At 61.6% G+C, this 14,607-nt stretch carries 15 protein-coding genes and 1 pseudogene; 9 read left to right on the forward strand and 7 right to left on the reverse strand.

The features are described from left to right. Nucleotides 1–84 precede the first annotated feature (84 nt). From EV663_RS13515 to EV663_RS13535, 5 genes are all read left to right on the forward strand, one after another. Nucleotides 85–1,260: a LegC family aminotransferase gene (locus EV663_RS13515; protein WP_207904436.1), complete on the forward strand. Its 1,176-nt coding sequence runs from the start codon at nt 85–87 to the stop codon at nt 1,258–1,260. Further along, the gene (locus tag EV663_RS13520) at nt 1,257–2,543 is read left to right on the forward strand and encodes a nucleotide sugar dehydrogenase (RefSeq protein WP_132952743.1); all 1,287 of its coding nucleotides are present in this window, start codon (nt 1,257–1,259) and stop codon (nt 2,541–2,543) included. The genes EV663_RS13515 and EV663_RS13520 overlap by 4 nt, the downstream gene beginning before the upstream one ends. A 65-nt stretch (nt 2,544–2,608) precedes the next feature. Next, nucleotides 2,609–3,796, forward strand: a complete 1,188-nt coding sequence (locus tag EV663_RS13525) for a UDP-N-acetylglucosamine 4,6-dehydratase (protein WP_132952745.1) — start codon at nt 2,609–2,611, stop codon at nt 3,794–3,796. A 3-nt stretch (nt 3,797–3,799) separates the two neighbouring features. Beyond that, on the forward strand, nt 3,800–4,483 hold the full coding sequence (locus EV663_RS13530; protein ID WP_243697967.1) for a sugar transferase: 684 nt from the start codon (nt 3,800–3,802) through the stop codon (nt 4,481–4,483). A gap of 158 nt (nt 4,484–4,641) precedes the next feature. After that, the gene (locus EV663_RS13535; protein ID WP_132952747.1) at nt 4,642–5,646 is read left to right on the forward strand and encodes an SDR family NAD(P)-dependent oxidoreductase; all 1,005 of its coding nucleotides are present in this window, start codon (nt 4,642–4,644) and stop codon (nt 5,644–5,646) included. A 226-nt stretch (nt 5,647–5,872) separates the two neighbouring features. Here EV663_RS13535 and EV663_RS13540 read toward each other — a convergent pair whose 3' ends face one another. From EV663_RS13540 to EV663_RS13570, 7 genes are all read right to left on the reverse strand, one after another. Then, complete coding sequence (locus EV663_RS13540) at nt 5,873–6,781, reverse strand: tyrosine-type recombinase/integrase (RefSeq protein WP_132952749.1); 909 nt, start codon at nt 6,779–6,781, stop codon at nt 5,873–5,875. 12 nt (nt 6,782–6,793) lie between these two features. Further along, a complete protein-coding gene (locus tag EV663_RS13545; RefSeq protein ID WP_132952751.1) occupies nt 6,794–7,279 on the reverse strand; it encodes a hypothetical protein in 486 nt (161 codons plus the stop codon). A gap of 1,105 nt (nt 7,280–8,384) precedes the next feature. Continuing rightward, nucleotides 8,385–8,684, reverse strand: a complete 300-nt coding sequence (locus EV663_RS13555) for a CcdB family protein (protein WP_132952753.1) — start codon at nt 8,682–8,684, stop codon at nt 8,385–8,387. 11 nt (nt 8,685–8,695) lie between these two features. Next, complete coding sequence (locus EV663_RS13560) at nt 8,696–8,941, reverse strand: type II toxin-antitoxin system CcdA family antitoxin (RefSeq protein ID WP_132605751.1); 246 nt, start codon at nt 8,939–8,941, stop codon at nt 8,696–8,698. Nucleotides 8,942–9,703: 762 nt separating this feature from the next. After that, nucleotides 9,704–9,832 (reverse strand): hypothetical protein, encoded by a 129-nt coding sequence (locus EV663_RS15990; RefSeq protein ID WP_279432546.1) that lies wholly within the window; start codon nt 9,830–9,832, stop codon nt 9,704–9,706. A 2-nt stretch (nt 9,833–9,834) separates the two neighbouring features. Continuing rightward, complete coding sequence (locus EV663_RS13565) at nt 9,835–10,122, reverse strand: CcdB family protein (RefSeq protein WP_132952755.1); 288 nt, start codon at nt 10,120–10,122, stop codon at nt 9,835–9,837. Continuing rightward, on the reverse strand, nt 10,122–10,343 hold the full coding sequence (locus EV663_RS13570) for a type II toxin-antitoxin system CcdA family antitoxin (protein ID WP_132952757.1): 222 nt from the start codon (nt 10,341–10,343) through the stop codon (nt 10,122–10,124). Before EV663_RS13570 ends, EV663_RS13565 begins: the two co-directional genes overlap by 1 nt. 528 nt (nt 10,344–10,871) lie before the next feature. On the opposite strand from EV663_RS13570, the gene gmd reads away from it, so the two are divergent. The 4 genes and pseudogenes from gmd to EV663_RS15890 all read left to right on the forward strand — a co-directional run. Beyond that, entirely contained in the window at nt 10,872–11,993 is a 1,122-nt protein-coding gene (gene gmd, locus EV663_RS13575) for a GDP-mannose 4,6-dehydratase (RefSeq protein WP_132952759.1), read from the forward strand. A 4-nt stretch (nt 11,994–11,997) separates the two neighbouring features. Then, on the forward strand, nt 11,998–12,951 hold the full coding sequence (fcl, locus tag EV663_RS13580; RefSeq protein WP_132952761.1) for a GDP-L-fucose synthase: 954 nt from the start codon (nt 11,998–12,000) through the stop codon (nt 12,949–12,951). A 30-nt stretch (nt 12,952–12,981) separates the two neighbouring features. Beyond that, nucleotides 12,982–14,403, forward strand: coding sequence for a mannose-1-phosphate guanylyltransferase/mannose-6-phosphate isomerase (locus tag EV663_RS13585; RefSeq protein WP_132952775.1), 1,422 nt, complete (start codon nt 12,982–12,984; stop codon nt 14,401–14,403). 96 nt (nt 14,404–14,499) lie between these two features. Next, a pseudogene (locus EV663_RS15890) lies at nt 14,500–14,607 on the forward strand (UTP--glucose-1-phosphate uridylyltransferase); the annotation flags it as partial.

Raw genomic sequence — 14,607 nt, forward strand, 5'->3', positions numbered from 1 at the left:
CGATACCCCATGACGTCCTGTCAGCACATGGCGCGACAGGCATCTTATCGCATGCCCCCCAAAGACAGACAGGAAGGTTATCCGATGCTTGAAAATGCTCGGCCGCCGGAGGCCTTGGCCGAGGCTCTCATTGGCTTTGTCCGGTTTCTCTACGAGACGGACGAGTTCATCCCTCTGCATGTTCCCACGCTCGGAGAGGCGGAGGCGCAGGCCGTGGCCGAGGCTGTGAGGAGCGGCATGATCTCGACAGTCGGCCCACAGGTTGCCGCCTTCGAGGAGAAACTCGCCGAGATTACCGGGGCCCGCCATGTCGTGGCGACGGTGAACGGCACGGCGGCATTGCATCTCGCGCTTCTTGGGGGCGGAGTGCAGCCGGGTGATGAGGTTATCACTCAGGCCCTGACCTTTGTCGCGACCGGCAATGCCATTCGCTATTGCGGGGCAGAGCCGGTGTTTCTTGACGTGGATCGTAACGGCTTGGGGTTGTCGGTCGACAGCGTCGAACTGTTCCTGGAGGAACATGCCCTTCGCGAGAAGGGCGGCGGCGTTATCAACCGGCAAACCGGTCGTCCAATCCGCGCGTGTTTGCCGATGCATACGAACGGCCATCCCGGCGACATGGCGCGGATGTCCCAGATCTGTGAGCGCTGGGGCCTTGCCTTGGTTGAGGACGCGGCAGAGGCGCTCGGGAGCTTTCGGGACGGGCTGCATGCGGGGCGCGTTGGGCAATGCGGTATCCTGAGCTTCAACGGCAACAAGATCATCTCGACGGGTCAAGGCGGCGCGGTGATAACCGATGATGCCGCGATTGCGGCCCGGATCAGGCACCTGGCCGCGGTCGCCAAGCGCAACCACCCGTGGCGCTATGAGCACGATGCCGTCGGCTACAATTACCGACTGCCCGGACTGAATGCAGCGCTTGGCCTCGTGCAACTCGATCGTCTGCCGGCCTTCCTGGAAAGCAAACGTGCGATTGCCGCCGTCTATACCGACTGGTTCGAGGAACATGACCTGCCATCGGTCCGCGAACCGGCGGGGGCACGCTCCAATTTCTGGTTCAACGCGTTCTTGGTGGACTCGATCGAGACGCGCGATGCCGTCTTGGAGTGGACCAATGCGCGCGGCGTCATGACACGCCCCCTATGGGATCCTCTCAACACGCTACCGCCCTACCGCGACTGCCAAACCGACGATCTCTCGAACACGAAGTGGTTGTTCGAGCGTCTGATCAATGTCCCCTCAACGCCGAGACTCAAATGACCTGTCTTCCCGAAGATCCTCGCATTGCCATCATCGGTCTGGGTTATGTCGGGCTGCCCTTGGCGGCGGCCTTTGCCCCTGCCTATCCGGTGGTCGGTTTCGACATCGATCCCACGCGGATCAAGGAACTCGAGGCCGGGCGTGACCGGACGCGGGAGCTCACCGATGCAGAACTCGCCGAGGCGGTGGCATCCGGGCTACGCTTTACCGATGACCTCGCATCGCTTGACGGGTGCAATACATTCATCGTGACCGTGCCGACCCCCATCGATGCACATCGGCGCCCGAATTTGCGCCCGCTGCTCTCGGCGAGCGAAACGGTTGGGCGGATCATTCGGCCCGGATCGGTGGTGGTTTTTGAATCGACCGTCTATCCCGGGGCGACCGAAGAGGACTGTATTCCGGTCATAGAGCGGGTCTCTGGCCTGAAATACAACGAGGATTTCTTCGGAGGCTACAGCCCGGAACGGATCAATCCCGGCGACAGGGAGCACCGCGTCGCCGATATCGTCAAGGTGACCAGCGGCTCCACACCTGAGGCGGCGGATTTCGTTGACGCGCTTTATGCCCGGATCATCAAGGCGGGCACACACAAGGCCGAAAGCATTGCGGTGGCCGAGGCCGCCAAGGTGATCGAGAATACGCAGCGCGACGTGAACATCGCACTCGTCAATGAGCTTGCTATCGTTTTCGAGCGCTTGGGGCTTGATACAGAAGCTGTTCTCAGGGCCGCAGGGACCAAGTGGAATTTCCTGCCCTTCCGCCCAGGGCTGGTTGGTGGTCACTGCATAGGCGTAGATCCCTATTACCTGACACACAAGGCGCAGGAGGTAGGCCACCACCCCGAGATGATCCTGGCCGGCCGGCGGTTGAATGACGGCATGGGCGCCCATGTCGCGGACCGGGTGGCCAAGGGCATGATCCGTCGCGGCATGTGCCTGCCCCAGAGCCGTGTGCTGATCCTTGGCCTTGCCTTCAAGGAGAACACACCGGATCTGCGCAACACGCGCGTCGTCGATATCGTCGATGCACTTTCTGAATATGGGGTGAGCGTCGAAATTCACGATCCCGAAGTGGATGCGGCGGAGGCAAAGCGGGAATACGGGCTCGTCCTCGTGTCGCATCCGGAGCCCGCGAGCTATGATGCCGTCGTCCTGGCCGTGGCGCACAAGTGTTTCGTCGATGGCGGTGCTGACAGGCTGCGAGCCTGGATGAAACCGGATGGCTATCTGTTCGACGTCAAGTACGTCCTCCCGGTCGCATCGGTAGACGCGCGTTTGTGACGAGGGCGCGCCGCGCGCGCTTGGTTCTTCTCGCCATCCAATTTCCCATAATGAAAGCTGGCCCAATGAATGCCCTTGACCTCATCGGACGCGATGAGCCCCTGTTCCAATCCGATCTCACCCGCGTCGAGGCCGACATTGCGGCACGCGTTTCCGCCAGCCGGTTCCTCGTCATAGGCGGTGCCGGCTCGATCGGGCAGGCGGTGACGCGCGAGATATTCAAGCGTACTCCCCGTGTGCTCCATGTGGTCGATATCAGCGAAAACAACATGGTCGAGCTGGTGCGCGATTTGCGCAGCACGCTGGGCTATATCGATGGCGATTTCCGGACCTTCGCCATCGACTGCGGATCGGTCGAGTTCCGGGCGCTGATGGACTGGGCGAGGGGGTATGATTACGTCCTGAACCTGTCGGCCCTCAAGCATGTCCGCAGCGAAAAGGACTCGTTTACTCTGATGCGGATGGTCGATGTCAACATCCTGAACACGATCGAGACACTGGCGCTCGCCCGGTCCCATGGCGCGGCCAAGTATTTCTGCGTCTCTACCGACAAGGCCGCCAATCCGGTCAACATGATGGGGGCGAGCAAGCGGATCATGGAGATGTTCCTGATGCGCGAAAGCGAGACCCTGCCGATCTCGACCGCGCGTTTCGCGAATGTCGCCTTCTCCGACGGATCCCTGCTGCACGGGTTCAATCAGCGTTTCATCAAGCGCCAGCCGATCTCGGCCCCGCGCGATGTGCGGCGCTATTTCGTCACGCCGCAGGAATCGGGAGAGCTTTGCCTGATGTCCTGCCTGCTTGGGGAAAACCGCGACATCTTCTTTCCCAAGCTGAACGATCAGCTCGACCTGATCAGCTTTGCCGAGATTGCCGAGCGGTTTCTCAGGTCATTGGGCTACGAGCCATATCATTGCGCCACCGAAGAAGAGGCGCGCGCCGATCCGCTGGGCCACATCGCCGAGGGACGTTGGCCCTGCTATTTCTTCGATAGCGACACCACCGGCGAGAAGCCCTTCGAAGAATTCTTCATGGCGCATGAGGATGTCGATCTGGACCGGTTTCAGAGTATCGGGGTGATCCATAGCAAGCTGGCCTATTCGAGCGACCAGCTTGAGGGATTTCTCGACCAGATCGTGACCATGAAAGCGCGTGGGACCTGGTCGCGCGAGGAGCTTGTCACGCTCTTCACCGGCATGCTGCCGGAATTTTCGCACGCCGAAACCGGCAAATTCCTCGATGATCGGATGTGACCCATGCGCAAGCTTGACATGACGCGAATGGCAGATCTGCTGCTGTCCACTGTCTTCATTTTGCTCGTTTTGCCGCTTTGGCTGATCGTGATCCCGGTTCTGCGGTTTACCGGCGAAGGTGAAGTGTTCTACCGCCAGCCGCGGGTCGGGAAGGACGGGCGTATCTTCGACCTTCTCAAGTTCGCGACCATGCTGAAAAACAGTCCGAACATGGGTACGGGCGATCTGACATTGCACAACGACCCTCGCGTTCTTCCGGTGGGGCGGATCTTGCGCAAGACGAAGATCAACGAGTTGCCACAGCTTTTCAATGTCTGGAAGGGGGAGATGAGCATCGCCGGTCCGCGCCCGCAGACCCCGCGGATCTTTGCGCTCTACCCTCAGGCAATCCAGGATGATCTCAAGAAGATGCGCCCGGGCCTGTCCGGCGTCGGTCCGATCCTGTTTCGGGGGGAGGAGAAGATGCTCGAGAGGGCGGAGGACCCGCAGGCGCTTTATGAAAAGATCATCATGCCATACAAGGGCGAGGTCGAGCGCTGGTATCTCAATAACCGCTCTATCCGGTCCTATTTCCTGATCATTTTCATAACGATCTGGGTGATCCTGTTTCCCAGAAGCCGGCTGGCCTGGGCAGCGTTTCCAGGCTTGCCGACACCCCCGAAAGAGCTGGCGTCGTTCTGGACGTGAAGGCCCACCGCCTGCGCGCGGATGGCGTTGTCCTTTCAGCGCAGCATTCCATGCCGAAACCATGAGGAAAAGTGAATGAAGATCGACATGAAAGGCGCCAGCCTTGTCAAGGGCTACGCGGCGATAGCCGGCACCTGTACCAATGGAGCTGCCGCAGAATGAGACGCGCCTTTATCACCGGCACGGCCGGGTTCATCGGGTTTCACCTTGCCGACCTTCTGTTGAAAGAGGGTTGGGAGGTTGTCGGCTATGACGGCATGACCTCCTATTACGACGTGGCGCTCAAGCAACGTCGGCACGCCCTGTTGCACCAGTCTCCTGCCTTCTCGTCGCATGAGGCCATGCTGGAAGACGAGGATGCGCTCAGCGCCGCCGTGATGGCCGCGGCCCCGGATGTCATCGTGCACCTCGCAGCCCAGGCCGGGGTCCGTTACAGCCTCGAAAACCCGCGCGCCTATATTGACGCGAATGTGGTCGGCACCTTCAACGTGATGGAGGCGGCGCGCCGCGCGGAGGTATCACATCTTCTCATGGCATCGACCTCGTCGGTCTACGGGGCCAATGAGCAGATGCCTTTCGTCGAAACGGAAAAGGCGGATACGCAACTCACGATCTACGCTGCCACCAAGAAGGCCAATGAGGCCATGGCGCATTCCTGGGCGCATATCCACGACATCCCCATTACGATGTTCCGCTTTTTCACTGTCTACGGCCCCTGGGGCCGACCGGACATGGCCCTGTTCAAATTCACGAAGGGCATCCTGGAGGGCACGCCCATCGACATCTACAACAATGGCGAGATGTGGCGCGACTTTACCTATGTCACCGACCTGGTCCGCGCCATCCGCCTGTTGATCGACGCGGTTCCCGGTGGGGCGGAAACAGCGGTCGAGGGCGACAGCCTCAGCCCGGTTGCGCCGTTTCGCATCGTCAATATCGGCAATTCGCAACGCATTCGGCTCCTCGATTTCATCGAGGCGATCGAGGAGGAGTTGGGAAAGCCTGCCCTCAGGAATTACATGGGGATGCAGACGGGGGATGTGCCCGCCACCTGGGCCAATGCCGCGCTTTTGCAAAATCTGACCGGTTATCGCCCCGCAACCGACTTTCGCGAGGGGGTGAGCCGCTTCGTGAGCTGGTATCGCTCCTATTACGTGTCATGAGTGAGCGTGAAGAATGATCGCTCTTCTCGAAGTGCGAACCGGGCGGAACGGAGATGGCGATTCACCCACCCGCGCGAGGTGCTCAAGAACAGCGCTATCGTATCGTGGGCTGGCCGGTCAGAAAAGATCCGATAGCCCAAGACGGCACAAAGCCTGGGCGTAATGCGTCCTGCGGGCTGCCGAAGCCGCTCCCCTCGAACGGAAATGCTGCAAAACTGTGGTGCTCTTATGCCCACACGTTATGCTCGGCCTGCTCGAGATATCGGGCCAGCACATTGACCGATTTCCACCCGCCAGCACGCATGATGGCCGCCGTGTCAAAGCCACGCTGGAGCAGGTCTTGCGCCGCGCCGACCCGCATCGAGTGACCGCTGAACCCGTCGATCTCCTCCGGGTCCAGTCCGGCTTGTTTCGCCGCCTGCTTGACCAGGCGCTTGACGGTCGTTGTGCTGAGATCCCGGTTGACGGGCTTGCCTTGGTAGACAGGGCAGAACAGCCAAGGAATGTCGGGGCCCCGCAGATCGAGCCACGCCTGGAGAAGATCCGCGGTCCGATGGGATGTAAAGGCGATGCGGCCTTCGCCGAAGGGATCCGCCTTGCTCCGCCGGATGAGGACCCGGAACGTGCCATCGGCGCGTTCCTCGAGATCTTCGGTTCTCAGCGCCACCAGTTCGGAGCGGCGGGTGAGGAGTTCGTAGCCAAGGGACAACATGGCCCGGTTGCGAAGGCCGCGGGGCGTGTTGGGTTGGATCTCGAGAAAGCGGTCGAGATAGGGGCGGGTGAGGCCCTTCGCCTGTTTCGGGCGGACGGCTTTGCGCCGCCGCACGCGGCGGAGGGAGAGGTTGATCTCCTCGTCACGGGTGGGGTCGGGCAGGCGCAAAAGGCGATGCACCTTGCGGATCGCTGAGAGGCGCCGGCGCACCGTCGAGGGGGCCATGCTCTGCCCCTCGTCCTCGAGGAAGTCGCAAATGGTCTCCACCTCTGCCGGGAAGGGCAGAAGTCCCTGTTCGGCGCACCAGGTTTCGTACGCCTCGATATCCGCACGATAGCTGCGCATGGTGGAGGGCGCATAGGCACCCTCGAGGCGCTGGAATTCAGAGCGCCAGTCAGGCGCATCGGTGTTAAGCGGCCGCATCGGTCTGTCCTCTCAGGGCGTCAACTCGGGGTAGCCAACCTCGGAGGCCGGATCCCGAAGGTCCACCAGGAGCGCGGTCTGCGTCAGGCAAGCCAGATGGAGACCACGCAGCATCGGGCCGGTCGTGCAGGACGCCCCGGGATCAAAAAGCGGGGCATGGTCGAGCAAGGCCGCCGCGAAATAAGCCCGGTCTGCGTTGTTCTCGATAGACAGGAGGCTATTCATCACGAACGCCAACCGGCGCAGCGATTTGTCGGAAGGGCCGCTCTCAGGCATCGCCAGCAGTTCGCCGAAATGCATGCTGAGCGTCTCACCGGCCATTTCGCAAGCCGTACGGGCACTATCGAAGTCACCAGCGTCAGTTTCGAGAAGTTGACGTTCGGCTGCGATGCAGCGGTCGAGCGCATGCAGCAGGCGGAGAAAGGCGGACTGGACAGGCGTGGGAATGGTCAGCCCTTCATCACCGCAAGCCGAGGTGATAGGTGTGGCATTGGTCATGGTGATCTCCCTTTTAGATCGCTTTGGCAAGAGCCGGAGCAAGGCCGCAATCCTTGCTTCGGCTCGACTAATCTGGTATCTTGATATTGCGAAATCAATACTGGATGGCATGGTGAGTAGAAAAAAATCGCGATCGGGAACCTCGGAGCCCGTGCTCGTTCGACTGCCTGAAGACTTGCTACAGGCTCTTGATTCGGTGCGACGCGCGCAGGATGATCCACCAACCCGCCCGGAAATGATCCGGCGGATTCTCGTGGCCTGGATGGACGAGCATGCCCCTGATAGGTCCCGTCCTGACGGGGACAAGTGAGAGGACGGATAAGGACAGCTTCGGCGGCCCGAAGTGGTCCCTCGACGATCAAGGGCCGTCAGGTCGCAAGAGCCTCGGCCGCGCGGATGCCCGCTCGCGTTGAGGGCCAGCGCCGGCGCGCACCGGGGGGGGGGCCGCAGCCGATCGATCCCATCTTTCCTGTCGGGCCGCGTGGCCGGCCGTTGCCAGTGGGGCGCCGCCTCACGGTCCGGCTATCCTGTCGCACCAAGCTCTATGTCGCTTTCGCGTGCATCATGATCCGTTCCGCTGATCATGAAGGGTCCAGGAAACAAGGATCCGACCGGCCGGAATAGGGTATCCGTCACGCACTACTTTTGCGTGTAACGGAGATCAAGATAACCGCAAGGATTGCGCCGATCATGGCGATGAATGTCTTTCAATAAGGGAGGTGAGGCCAAATGATGCCTATGAATGACAATTTCGGTCCGTCAGGCCTCTTGGGTTGCCGCGGTCGAAAACCCCGGCTGAGCCCCTGGTCGCCGCCGGATCCTGGCGCGCGCCGAGTGGCGATCCTGTCCTTTCGCGGCACATGCGAAAGGGCCCGTGACGCTCGCGGCGCACTTGGCCCCATCGATCGCAAGGCGATCAGCGCGAGATCTCCGAAGGCCCGATCACGCAGTCCGTTCCGCCCTTCGCGCCGGGACAGGTCGGAACGTCACACCTTGACGTTCGCCAGGGGATGCAGGCGGTGACCCGGTTTGGACGCGCATGAGGGCGGGCGAGACCCGGTAGGCCCGAGACCGGCCACCAGAATATTGATGGGTTACGACCCTGTTAGAATCCCGATACCAGAAGGTCCACGGCGGCCACGATGTCGTCGCGCCAGGCCGATGCATCTCCAATGGCCGGGCCGATTTCAGCGGCGGGCAGGGCGATCATCTGCGACATGAGCACGACGTATGGCCTGCCATCCAGTTGCAAGGCGATATGGAGCTTTGGCGTCAGCGCCCCCCATTCGGAGCGTGGGAGGACCGGCGCACAAAGAATATACGGCGTCTCAATGCCGAGATCGGTCTGAATGCGGCAAACGAGGTCGTTCCCGCTTCGCAGGCGATGGATACGCCCCTGGGTCATGGTGATGTCGCCTAAATTTTTCTGAACCGCGCCAGGGTGGGCCCGTTCCGTTCGAGATGCCGGGCTTCATCGGCGAGGCCTGCTTTTGCAGCGGCGATCCACTCGGCGCGCTCGCGCTCGGCACGAGAGCGCGAGAGCCCGGCGTCGATCCAGTTCCGGACAATCTCAGAGATGGAGACGCCTGTCGCCTTTGCCTCCGCTTCGAGGGCGGCCTTTCGCGCCTCGCCGATGTCACGAATGTTCAGCGGTGAGGGCATGGCGTTCTCTTCCTTGTTTCCGAACGTTTCTTTGATACACGTAATGCTACACACACTGACGTGCAAGCGCGTTTGCAACACGTCTCCGGAAGCAGTCGTGGTGAGCAACTGCGTGAGAGAGGGCGGTCGGGACCCCCCGCTTACGCTTCAACGTTTATTATAAGGGGCCAGGCGCGGCGATCACGCATTCCGCGTCGTGGGACATGGGGCACCCGAGGGATGTCGATGCCCAGGCAGCCCGCCATTCCCGGTCTTCGTGACGCGATGAGGAAGAAGGTGACCCGGAGGGAGCAGGTCCTGGCAGAGATGGCGGAGGTGGTGCCCCGGGCGAGGTTCCCGGCTTCGATCAGCCCGCACCATCCGAAAGCTGGGCCGAAGGGCGGACGCCCCCGACGCCGATCGAGACCATGCTGCGGGCAGAGCATTCCAGGCACATCCCGGAATGCGGTGCACGTTGCGAGAAAAATATTCAGGAAACGCGCACTCCGACTGTGCCTGTCGCCTGAAATGCATTGCCAAAACAAGGCCCTGCCGCCGGATCGATGGAAAGAGCTGAGTTTATGTGTCCCACAACGCGGAATGCGTCAGCGCGGCGGGGACATGTGGAAAGGCCCGATAACGCAGTCTCTCGACCCCAGGCAGCGTGACCAGTCGCGCAGGAAAAAACACGCTCAACTCGCGACAACGATCACCAACTCGGTCCCGTGTCCTGCAGGCAATGAACCCATGCAGCGCCCGGCTTCACCGCGCCATCCCGACGCCTCAAGCTGCGGGGCTGAGTATGGGCACGATGCTGCGCGGCGGCTCTGCCAGAAAGGTCAGGTTCAGCCAATCGTCGGCGTCGCGCTGTTTGCTGACGTCGAAACGACGGACGGCCGTCTCTTGCGCCATGATCAATACCCTTGAAAAACCATATCAATCGCGCGGGTGATCTCGTCCTGATGGTCCGACAAATCGCCCACCGCTGGTCCAAGGGCCGAGGCGCGGACAGCGGCCATGGACTGCACGACCAGAACGAATGGGCCATCATCCAGGGCAAAAACCGGGTTGAGGTGTTTCGCGGGAGGCGGGCCTTGATCCAGCGGGGCCACGACCCGCGTGTCGGCCCAATCCAGGAAATCGCTTTGAAGGTTGATCACCCGCCCGCCGCCGCGCAGGTCATGCACGTTGAACCGCGCCATCAGAACTGCCGGTATTTTTCGAGCGGTAGGCCGTTCTGCTCAATCCAGGCGTTGTATCCCTCCAAGGCCGCCCGATTTTCTTCCAACCATTTCGAGGCCTTCTCTTTGCGCACAGCCTCGCGCAGACTGGCCTCGAAGGTGGCGGACAGGTTGATGTTCAACGCCCGCGCCTCATCCAGAAGCACTGGGTCAATCGTCAGGTTGGTTGCGCGCTTGTTCATGTGTGCCTACTGCGGGTCTGCCATGCGCATTGATAACACATATCCGACTTCTGGCATAGCTCATGCGTTGCCGCGCATGCCGGGGAAGGTTCCTGACCCATCCAGAGGGGCCGCAGAACTGAACCCTGTGTCGCATCGTGTCGCCACCGCCTTGATCCCTCAGCACAGTCTTGTCATCGGCAGCATGCGGAAAGGCGCGCAAGAGCCTCGGTCTCTCGCAGCGCAAAGCGGGATGCATCCTTGGCGGCGGATCGAATGCGTTCCAGAAACACAAGGTAGGAGAGTTCCCGGTCAGCACGGCCGCAGACATGCTCTGCGCCTTCTTGGTGATCGCGATCGGTGCGCAACTGGCCGCGTCGAGAATATCACCCGTTTTGCAGGCCAAATCGGCAGCGGAAAAATCCCGAATGTCAGACTGGGGATCTCCTGTTTTCCCACAAAAGACGGCAAGCGGGAGGGCGGGGTCGCCACCCTGGCTGCCAGGAATTTCGGCAAAATCAAGCAATTCTTTCGAAAGGACGAAACGGCATGACCAAACGCGCACTCCTCACCGGCATCACCGGCCAGGACGGATCTTACCTGACAGAATTTCTTCTGGAACAAGGCTACGAGGTGCATGGCATCAAGCGCCGGGCCTCGCTGTTCAATACCCAGCGGATCGATCATATCTACCAGGATCCCCATGTGGAGGATCCCCGTCTCAACCTGCATTATGGCGACCTGACCGACACCTCGAACCTCACCCGCATCTTGCAAGAGGTGCAGCCGGACGAGGTCTATAATCTCGGCGCCCAATCCCATGTCTCGGTCAGCTTCGAGGTCCCCGAATATACCGCCGATGTCGACGCGATCGGTACCTTGCGGCTTCTGGAGGCGATCCGTTTTCTCGGACTGGAGCAGAAAACGCGCTTCTATCAGGCCTCGACATCGGAACTTTACGGGCTGGTCCAGGAGACCCCACAGAAGGAAACCACGCCTTTCTACCCGCGCAGCCCCTACGCGGTGGCCAAGCTCTATTCCTACTGGATCACGGTAAATTACCGCGAAGCCTACGGGATGTATGCCTGCAACGGGATCCTGTTCAACCACGAGAGCCCGCGGCGCGGCGAGACCTTCGTCACGCGCAAGATCACCCGCGGGCTGGCCAACATCGCGCAAGGGCTGGAGGAGTGCCTGTACATGGGCAACATCGACGCCAAGCGCGACTGGGGCCATGCCAAGGACTACGTGCGCATGCAGTGGATGATGCTTCAACAGGAGCATGCCCAGGATTTCGTCATTGCCACCGGCGAGCAGTACTCTGTTCGCGAGTTCATCATCTGGTCGGCCCGGGAAATGGGCATCTCGCTGGAATTCTCCGGCGAGGGCGTGGATGAAATCGGTACCGTCACCGCGCTCGAGGGCGATGACGCCCCCGCGCTGCAGCCGGGCGCCGTGATCGTGCGCATCGACCCGCGCTATTTCCGTCCAGCCGAGGTGGAAACGCTCCTGGGGGATCCGGGCAAGGCGAAGGCCGAGCTTGGATGGGAACCTCAGATCACGGCCCGCGAGATGTGCGCCGAGATGGTCGCCGAGGACCTGAAGGCCGCGCGGCGCCATGCGTTTTTGAGGGAAAATGGGCTGGCTTTGCCAGTTGCGCTGGAAGGGTGAGCCGATGAAAACCTATGTTGCAGGTCATCGCGGCATGGTCGGTGGCGCCATCTTGCGCCGCCTGCAGGATCAGGGCGCAGCTGTCATCACCCGCACCCATGCCGAGCTCGATCTCACCAATCAGGCGGCCGTTCGCAGCTTCATGCAGGAAGAAGAACCCGATGCGGTGATCCTGGCAGCGGCCAAGGTCGGCGGCATCCACGCCAACAACACCTATCCGGCCGAGTTCATCTACGAGAACCTGATGATCGAGGCCAATGTCATCCACCAGGCCTTCGCCGCTGGGGTGCGGCGGCTGCTGTTTCTCGGCTCCTCCTGTATCTACCCCAGGATGGCGCCGCAGCCGATGGTCGAGGAGGCGCTGTTGACCGGCGTGCTGGAGCCCACGAACGAGCCTTACGCCATTGCCAAGATCGCGGGGATCAAGCTGTGTGAAAGCTACAACCGGCAATACGGGGTGGATTACCGCTCCGTCATGCCCACGAACCTCTACGGTCCCGGCGACAATTTCCATCCGGAAAATTCTCACGTCTTGCCAGCGCTGATCCGTCGTTTTCACGAGGCCGCGCAGTCCGGGGCAGGGGAGGTCACGATCTGGGGCACCGGCACGCCGCGGCGCGAATTCCTGCATGTGGATGACATGGCCGAGGCTGCGCTGTTCGTGCTGGATCTCGACCGAGAGATCTATGCCGCCAACACCGAACCGATGCGCAGCCACATCAATGTCGGCACCGGCGAGGATATCTCGATCCTCGAACTCGCCCATCTCGTGGCAGAGATCACGGGCTACGGTGGAAAGATCGTGACGGATCCGCACAAGCCAGATGGTACCCCGCGCAAGCTGATGGATGTCTCCCGTCTGGAGACGATGGGCTGGCGGGCGAAGATCGGCCTGCGCGAAGGGATCCGCGATAGCTACCGGTGGTTTTTGGAAAATACGTCGGTCCGTCGTGGCTGACGCAATTCGGACGAGGGAATGATGTCGATGATGATTCACCCGGTTCTTCTTTGCGGCGGCTCGGGAACGCGCCTGTGGCCATTGTCGCGCAAGAGCTATCCCAAGCAATTCGCACGCCTGATCGGAGAGGAAAGCCTGTTCCAGGGTTCGGCGCGGCGGCTGGCCGGGGAGGGGTTTGCCCCTCCTTTGGTCGTAACCGGCGAGCCCTTCCGTTTCATCGTGACCGAACAGCTTGCCGCCATCGAGCAGGCGCCGCAGGCCATCCTGATCGAACCAGAGGGGCGCAACACGGCACCGGCGATCCTGGCGGCCGCCTTGTGGATGGCCCGCAAGGATCCGGAGGCGGTGATGCTGGTTGCCCCGTCCGATCACGTGATTCCCGATGCCGCGGCCTTTCGCGCCGCCGTGCAGGCCGCCCTGCCGGCGGCACGGGAGGGCCAGCTTGTGAGCTTCGGAATCACTCCTACCCGGCCCGAGACCGGCTATGGTTATCTCAAGCTGGCGGCCGATGCCGATCCCGGTGCATCCCGGCCACAGCCCCTTGAGCGCTTTGTCGAAAAGCCCGATCACGACAGCGCCCAGGCCCTGCTGGCGGAGGGGAGATCCCTGTGGAATGCCGGCATCTTCCTCTTTTCGGCCCGCGCCATCCTGGAAGCCTTCGCCGTTCACGCCGATGTGCTGGCCGAGGAGGTGCAGCGCGCTGTCGATGAGGCGCAGACCGATATGGGCTTTACGCGCCTTGCCCCCGAGCCTTGGGCGGCGTTGCCCAATATATCGGTCGATTATGCAATCATGGAAAAGGCCGACAACCTCGCGGTCATGCCCTATCGCGGGCATTGGTCGGATCTCGGCGGCTGGGACGCGGTCTGGCAGGAAGCGGGACCTGACGCGGCCGGCAATGTCTGCTCGGACAATGCCACGGCGATCGGCTGCCGCGATACGTTGCTGCGCGCGGAAAGCGAGGGCCAGGAACTCGTCGGGATCGGTCTGCGCGACATGATCGCGGTGGCGATGGGCGACGCGGTGCTGGTGGCGCATAAATCCGAGGCTCAGCGGGTGAAGGAGGCGGTCAAGGCCCTCAAGGCAAAGGGGGCAAAACAGGCCACGGAATTTCCCCGCGATCATCGCCCCTGGGGCTGGTTCGAAAGCCTGGCGGTGGGGACACGCTTCCAGGTCAAGCGGATCGTTGTGCATCCCGGTGGCGCGTTGTCCCTGCAATCTCACCACCATCGGGCGGAGCACTGGATCGTGGTGCAGGGCACTGCCCGGGTGACCGTCGGCGAGACGGTGACATTGGTCTCCGAGAACCAGTCCGTCTACGTCCCGCTGGGGGAGGTACACCGGCTGGAGAACCCGGGCAAATTGCCAATGATCCTCATCGAGGTGCAGACGGGCAGCTATCTCGGCGAGGACGACATCATTCGCTACGAGGATGTCTACGCAAGACGTTAATGCATCTTCGCGCGGCCGCGCCATCTGTCGCGACGCGAAAATTGGCGCAAGGCGACGCCCTGCTTTCCCACCATCATCACTTTCATGGAGCATGTTTTGAAAACCAGGATCACCAAGGCAATTTTTCCGGTCGCGGGTCTGGGGACGCGCTTTCTTCCGGCGACGAAATCGATCCCGAAAGAGATCATGACGCTGGTCGACCGG

It is taken from the genome of Rhodovulum bhavnagarense, assembly GCF_004343505.1.
GTDB lineage: Bacteria > Pseudomonadota > Alphaproteobacteria > Rhodobacterales > Rhodobacteraceae > Rhodovulum > Rhodovulum bhavnagarense.

Excerpts from the sequence above, each read along its gene's own strand:
- EV663_RS13570 (WP_132952757.1), bottom strand. The coding sequence starts at position 10,343 with ATGAACAAGCGCGCAACCAACCTGACGATTGACCCAGTGCTTCTGGAT.
- EV663_RS13565 (WP_132952755.1), bottom strand. The coding sequence starts at position 10,122 with ATGGCGCGGTTCAACGTGCATGACCTGCGCGGCGGCGGGCGGGTGATC.
- EV663_RS13585 (WP_132952775.1), top strand. The coding sequence starts at position 12,982 with ATGATTCACCCGGTTCTTCTTTGCGGCGGCTCGGGAACGCGCCTGTGG.
- EV663_RS13535 (WP_132952747.1), top strand. The coding sequence starts at position 4,642 with ATGAGACGCGCCTTTATCACCGGCACGGCCGGGTTCATCGGGTTTCAC.
- EV663_RS15990 (WP_279432546.1), bottom strand. The coding sequence starts at position 9,832 with ATGGCGCAAGAGACGGCCGTCCGTCGTTTCGACGTCAGCAAACAGCGC.
- EV663_RS13545 (WP_132952751.1), bottom strand. The coding sequence starts at position 7,279 with ATGACCAATGCCACACCTATCACCTCGGCTTGCGGTGATGAAGGGCTG.
- EV663_RS13530 (WP_243697967.1), top strand. The coding sequence starts at position 3,800 with ATGCGCAAGCTTGACATGACGCGAATGGCAGATCTGCTGCTGTCCACT.
- EV663_RS13555 (WP_132952753.1), bottom strand. The coding sequence starts at position 8,684 with ATGACCCAGGGGCGTATCCATCGCCTGCGAAGCGGGAACGACCTCGTT.
- EV663_RS13520 (WP_132952743.1), top strand. The coding sequence starts at position 1,257 with ATGACCTGTCTTCCCGAAGATCCTCGCATTGCCATCATCGGTCTGGGT.
- gmd (WP_132952759.1), top strand. The coding sequence starts at position 10,872 with ATGACCAAACGCGCACTCCTCACCGGCATCACCGGCCAGGACGGATCT.
- EV663_RS13540 (WP_132952749.1), bottom strand. The coding sequence starts at position 6,781 with ATGCGGCCGCTTAACACCGATGCGCCTGACTGGCGCTCTGAATTCCAG.
- EV663_RS13560 (WP_132605751.1), bottom strand. The coding sequence starts at position 8,941 with ATGCCCTCACCGCTGAACATTCGTGACATCGGCGAGGCGCGAAAGGCC.
- fcl (WP_132952761.1), top strand. The coding sequence starts at position 11,998 with ATGAAAACCTATGTTGCAGGTCATCGCGGCATGGTCGGTGGCGCCATC.
- EV663_RS13515 (WP_207904436.1), top strand. The coding sequence starts at position 85 with ATGCTTGAAAATGCTCGGCCGCCGGAGGCCTTGGCCGAGGCTCTCATT.
- EV663_RS13525 (WP_132952745.1), top strand. The coding sequence starts at position 2,609 with ATGAATGCCCTTGACCTCATCGGACGCGATGAGCCCCTGTTCCAATCC.